Source organism: Actinomycetota bacterium, assembly GCA_036280995.1.
In the GTDB taxonomy this organism is placed as follows: domain Bacteria; phylum Actinomycetota; class CALGFH01; order CALGFH01; family CALGFH01; genus CALGFH01.
On sequence record DASUPQ010000094.1, the window covers coordinates 1 to 5300 of the forward strand.

At 67.4% G+C, this 5300-nt stretch carries 6 protein-coding genes; 1 reads left to right on the top strand and 5 read right to left on the bottom strand.

The window, feature by feature from the left end; genetic code table 11:
- Nucleotides 1-118: 118 nt before the first annotated feature.
- Both VF468_02655 and VF468_02660 read right to left on the bottom strand, forming a co-directional pair.
- Nucleotides 119-718 (bottom strand): hypothetical protein, encoded by a 600-nt coding sequence (locus VF468_02655; protein HEX5877211.1) that lies wholly within the window; start codon nucleotides 716-718, stop codon nucleotides 119-121.
- 193 nt (nucleotides 719-911) lie between these two features.
- Entirely contained in the window at nucleotides 912-1415 is a 504-nt protein-coding gene (locus VF468_02660; GenBank protein ID HEX5877212.1) for a helix-turn-helix transcriptional regulator, read from the bottom strand.
- An 865-nt stretch (nucleotides 1416-2280) separates the two neighbouring features.
- Here VF468_02660 and VF468_02665 point away from each other — a divergent pair.
- The gene (locus VF468_02665) at nucleotides 2281-2940 is read left to right on the top strand and encodes a helix-turn-helix domain-containing protein (protein ID HEX5877213.1); all 660 of its coding nucleotides are present in this window, start codon (nucleotides 2281-2283) and stop codon (nucleotides 2938-2940) included.
- Between the two features lie 256 nt (nucleotides 2941-3196).
- Here the strand turns inward: VF468_02665 and VF468_02670 are convergent, their stop codons facing one another.
- The 3 genes from VF468_02670 to VF468_02680 form a co-directional block, all read right to left on the bottom strand.
- Nucleotides 3197-3541: a hypothetical protein gene (locus VF468_02670; protein HEX5877214.1), complete on the bottom strand. Its 345-nt coding sequence runs from the start codon at nucleotides 3539-3541 to the stop codon at nucleotides 3197-3199.
- 937 nt (nucleotides 3542-4478) lie between these two features.
- The gene (locus VF468_02675) at nucleotides 4479-4844 is read right to left on the bottom strand and encodes a hypothetical protein (GenBank protein ID HEX5877215.1); all 366 of its coding nucleotides are present in this window, start codon (nucleotides 4842-4844) and stop codon (nucleotides 4479-4481) included.
- 271 nt (nucleotides 4845-5115) lie between these two features.
- A partial coding sequence (locus VF468_02680) for a hypothetical protein (protein HEX5877216.1) occupies nucleotides 5116-5300 on the bottom strand: 185 nt, incomplete at its 5' end.

Genomic DNA, 5300 nt, shown 5'->3' on the forward strand with positions numbered 1-5300 from the left:
AGCAGGATCGGCGGAGCGGCATACAGCAGTGCCTTACCCATCAGACCGGTACACCGCCCGCCGACGAGCCTGCTGCCTGCTGAGAGCGGCCCGAGCGATCGGCCAACGGAGCAGCGTCTTAGCGAACATCTGGATCGGCGGAGCAGGTGAGGGCCGCATACACGCGAGACAGGACCGCCGCGGCCTCCGCATCCGCCGGCGGCGGGGCGATCGGCCCGGCCCGGATGGCCAGGTCGTTGACCAGCGTGCCGAACATCTCTGCTCGCCGCTCACGCGGTTTGTCGTAGCCCCTGCGGCCAGCCACCCGCTCAACCGTCACTGGACTCAGGCGCATTAGCGCCGCCAGTTCTTCCTCGTCCTGGATCTCGACCGTGGGATCGCCAAAGGCGGCATGGCCGGCCTCGTGCCCCAGGACATGGTCCTTGTGGTAGGGGCTGGTCGCCCGCTCGTAGAAGAAGAGATGGGCGCTGGGGATCTTCAATTTCAGCCACAGGCCACATGCCCCGGCCTGGGTCGCGAAGGTGGTGTTGACCGGGCACAAGACGATCCGGCGGCCAAGGCAGACGCCGAGGCGCTCACAGAACGCCTCCCCGCTCCAGGGCACCGGCAGTTCCAGGCCGAGCTTGCCGAGCCTATCCAGGCACTGATGACGCAGCTGGTCGAGGTCCCCTCCGCCTCGAGGCCGTCTGCGGCCCAGTCGTGTGCGGTCTTCCCTCACTGCCCAACTCCAGCCCAGCTACCCGTGCATCCTTGGCTCGGTCGTCCGGACTACTGGCCGTCGACGGCCAATGGTGCTACAGAGTGGCGCACAGCCGGGCCTGACGCCACCCGATCCGATCGAAGCTAGGGGCTTTGCGCAATCGTGTGGATTGTTCTTGGTAGTTGGCGGCCTGGCGCCGTCGCCCCTTCGCTCAACCCTCAAGGCCATCGGCGGCCTCAGCGTCAGCGCGGCCATCGGCGTCTGATGCAGTCGGCCCCGCGAGGAGGCTGGGTGGTACATTCGGCAGGCCCTGGAGTTGGGCGAGGTGGTCGACGACCTGGCGGACGAGCTCCCGGCCGTCTGCTGGCAAGTCAGCCAGCCGGGCGGCGGTGTCAAACATGTCGGCGTCGACCAGCCTGGTCAGCACCGCGACCCCAAGGTCGGCCTGGGCCGCCTCCTCGTCCTCGAAGAAGTAGGTCCTCTTGACGCCGAAGAAGGCAGCCAGCGCCAAAACGAGCCGGGTGCTGGGATTGTCCTTAACGCCATTGCGGAGCTGCTGCAGGTACGCGCCCGAAACCCGGGGGACACCAGCCGCCCTGAGCGCTTCGGCGACGGCCTCGTTGCTGTACTCCTTCTCGCCCGGGGGGTGCACGGTGCGAAACAGCGCATCCAGCCGCCGGGCCAGCCTTCCACGACCGCTCGGGTCCTCAGCCATTGCTACGACCTTCACGCCGAGACGAGCTTCGCCGGTCTCCAGTGACTCCCACCAATATCCTCGACTCCGCGGTTGAGTGTCGACGGCAGCCTAGCAACTTCACGCAAGGGCCACCGGGACCGTACTGACCGTACCGGTTACTTGTCCATTCCTCATGCTCAGCAGCCTGGCAGATGGGGCCGTTGTCGTCGAGGCCAGGTTCATGCACCTGGCGACAGTGGCTCCCTGCTCGCTGCGGAAGGCACAGAATCGGCCCAAGCGGCGGTTGACCAGAAACCTGATCCGCGATGTCGCACGTTGCCGGCATGGGTACCGCCACGAGCAGCGCGTGCGTCGGGGATCGGAAGCCGCCTCGGTTGAACCTTTTTGCGCTGAGATCCGTAGTGGCAGGTATCCGACGCTTCTGGGATCACCGCCGAGAAGGAAACCGCCTCTCCGGACAGAACGACCAAGACGTTCGGCATGGCAAACGGGGGAAGTGGTGGGGGACTCTCCACGGTTCATCCGGGATCCTGGCTGTTGGGAGACTCAGCAGGCGGCCCGCCTCAAGTGTTCGAGCCGCCAACCCGGTTGGCTATTGGCACTCGCAGGCCAGTCCTAGACAGCCAACCGCCGTCGTTGCCGCCGCCGCTCACCGACCGGATCGGTCCGTGCGTTGACAGGACTCGGCCGCCAGTTTACGTTTGCCCGGCCATAGAAACTGAAGGCCCCACTTGGTGGCTCGGACGGACTGTGGCTGAGGAGATGATCTCGGCAACCCTTCTGGCGATTGCGCCGATACGCTCATGTGACCGGCTTCGGGCAGGTCATCGCGTAGCGACAGTTCCTCGCCGTGCCGGGCCGATGGCGGATAAGGTAGGGCGCCATGAGCAGGCCGCGCCCGCCCCGCCGTTCAGCCAGACAAGACCTGCTGGCCGCCGCACTGGAGTTGTTTTCGCGCAAGGGGATCGGCGCGGTCGGTATCGACGAGGTGACCAGGACCGCTGGTCGCACCCGGGACAGCCTCTACCGGTTGTTCGGCAGCAAGACGGGGCTTGTCGTGGCCACCCTTGAGCGGTACGGCGCTGAGCTCCCCTGGTTGGAGTTTCTTCGCCGCGCTAACGTGGATGCGCGTCGCCCGGCTGACCCAGCGGCCCAGCGAGAATGGGCTCGCAAGAAGCTGCTGGCAACCATGGAGCGGGTGGCTGACTGGAGCAGCGAGCAGAATGGGCGCGGCTGCTACCTGCTGACCGCAGCGGCTGAGCTTCGTGGCCAGAGCGGCCGGCAGACCATGCCCGACATCGACCGGGAAGCCGCTCTCAAGGTCATCCGCGACTTCCACCAGGAGGCACGGGGGCTGCTGGCGGGGCTGGCCGAGGTTGCTGGCGCCGACGACGCGGCCGCGCTCGCCGCCGACCTGCATCTGGAGATCGTCGGGATCCTCGGCGTGGGTGCCGTCGACCCGCTGCCCTCGCGGGCCGCTGCCCGCCGAGCCGCCCGCCGCGCCGCCGAGGCCCGGCTGGCCTTCTACGGCATCCCCAGATGATCGCCAAGGTGGCCCGCTACCTGCCCCACCCGGCTGATGGGAGGGGCTGTGCGCCACAGCCGGCGGTGGTAGAGACGGTGCGGCGGCCGTCGACGCCGCCGCCGGCTGCACAACCCCGGATTTGCGCACAGTAGAAGAGTAGGGACAACGGCACCCGACCTGTCGCTGAGGCGTGACGCTGCCGAGGCGGGCCATGACGCTTTGATTCTGCAGGAATCACGGCTGCCACGGGGGTGCTGGCCCGAGGTCAGGACGGCTACAGCCGCAGCACGATATGGCCCAGCCGCCGGTTGTCGTCGAGCAACCGCGCCAGCGTCGCCTCGTCGGCCACCGCCGTCCGGGTGAGGCACATGGGCCCGAGCGTCTCTGCCCACAGGCCCTGCCTTAGGGAGGCCCGCACCTGCCGTGGTGTCCCCCAGGTCACCGTTCCGCTGTGGCGATCAAGCTGGTAGGGGACAAGCCTGCCGACTGGCTCCGCGCCGGCTGGTCCGTAGGTGAGGCCGATGACGAACGGCGCCAGATCAGATGGGTGATCCGCCGACGCGCTGACAATGAGGGCCAGCTCATCACCAGCCACTACCGCAGCCGAGTCCACCTCCAAGGCCGCCAACGTGCGGCAGGCCAATCTGAACTGGTCGACCGCGGTCTGCGGAGAAGCGTGGCTGCTGATCGAGAGGACCGGCCGGAAATTGCGGTAGCCGATGAACTCCGCAGAGGGTCGCAGCCGAGCCTTGCCGGTCCCTTCGTAGACGACCGGGTATGCGGCTACTAGGGCCGCCAGCCTCGCCTCACGGGTAGCCCGGTCGGACTCGCGCGCACCTGCTAACCGGGGTAGGCGCGGCCATTCACGACTGGGGCGTGGACCGCCGCCCTCTCCAGGTGGGTGCATATGGGCTCACGGTACCCGAAATGGCGTGACAAACCCATTCTGCACGACAGCCACATCCCGACTGGTCGGGTGGCGTAGGTGACGGTCATCCACAGCGGCACAGGCCGCCCGGCCATTCCCTTCCAGATTGCTGGCCTGCCACGCCCACCCATGAGGTTTTCGCACACCTGGATTGGGCCGAGAATTCGACTCGCGAAATCGGACCGATCGGTACGACAGCCTTTTCGCTTACGCCTCGATGCTCGGTTCCCAGGCGCAGCCGCCATGGTAGGTGTCGGCCCACAAGACATAGCGGCGACCGCACGTGGCGCAGGCCAACAGATGACGGATGGAATCGGTTCCGTCGGAGGGAGCGGCTGTCCCGGCTGCAGTGACGCCAGTGGGACGCTGCCTTCCCAGCACAAGGGTGCCGTCAGCGACCAACTCCCGTGCAGCCCCTGCCAGGGTAAGGTAGCTGGCGGAGGTGGGCAGGGGGATGCGCTTGTCCAGCTCAGCGCACTGTTCGCAGCTGCTCGCTCGGCTCACCCCAGAGGTCAGATCCACCACATCGCGCCTGCCGCCGTTTCCGGAATGGAAGTCGTCGCCATAGACCTAGGCAGGAGGCGGTGGTGCTGGTCCTGTCGTGCTGCTGGGCAACGCATCGTCATCTTCACAGCCGTGAGGGGAGTCGAGCCTCGCTGAGGGCGCCACAGACGGTCAGGCTCTCGGGGTTGGCCCAGCAGTAGACGTCCCATGCTGGGATCCAGAGGCGTACCGAAGGCCCGTGGCCAGGAGCGTGCGTCGCTCGGGCCAGATACGCCTCGTCGGACCAGGCCCCGAACCCGGCGACCTCGGCCTCGACCCGTTGGCCGTCCAGGGTGAGGAAGTAGACCCGCCGGTCAAGGAACTCCCCGACGAGCTCCGGTTCGAACCAGCCACGCAGACCTCGAGGAGCAAGGCGCATGCCGACCTCGTCGGGATGCAGCTCGTCGACGGGGACGGGGGCGACGTTCACGGACCGCTCGACGGCGACCACGCCAGGCAGGTCCTGCGGCGCCAGTAAGGGAGCACCCGGCCAGGGGACCTGCGGGTCACCGCGCAGGTTGCTCCGCTGCAGCGCCCGTCGGTAGGCGTGAGCTATGGCCACCGGGCTGGCCTCTTGATCCAGAGGTGCGGCATCCCATACCACGGTGACGATGATGGTGGCCTGGAGGCGCCGAGATGGACGGCCGCCGTGCTGTGCGGTGGCATCGTGCTCAACCATCGTGGTCTCCTCCTGCTGCGGCGGTGGTCTGCTTCTCAATGCTTCAACGCGCCTTGAAGGGGTCACCGAGCTCGCCGCGCACGACGGCCAAGGCGAGGTCGACCACCGCGGTGGCGCTGAGGTTGCCGTTGCTGAAGTCGGCTTCCTCGAAGTTGGCGTGGAGGTAGGGGCCGCTGCTGCTGATCACCGCTCGGCGGAGATCTACCCCGGTCAGGTCCAGTCGTCGAA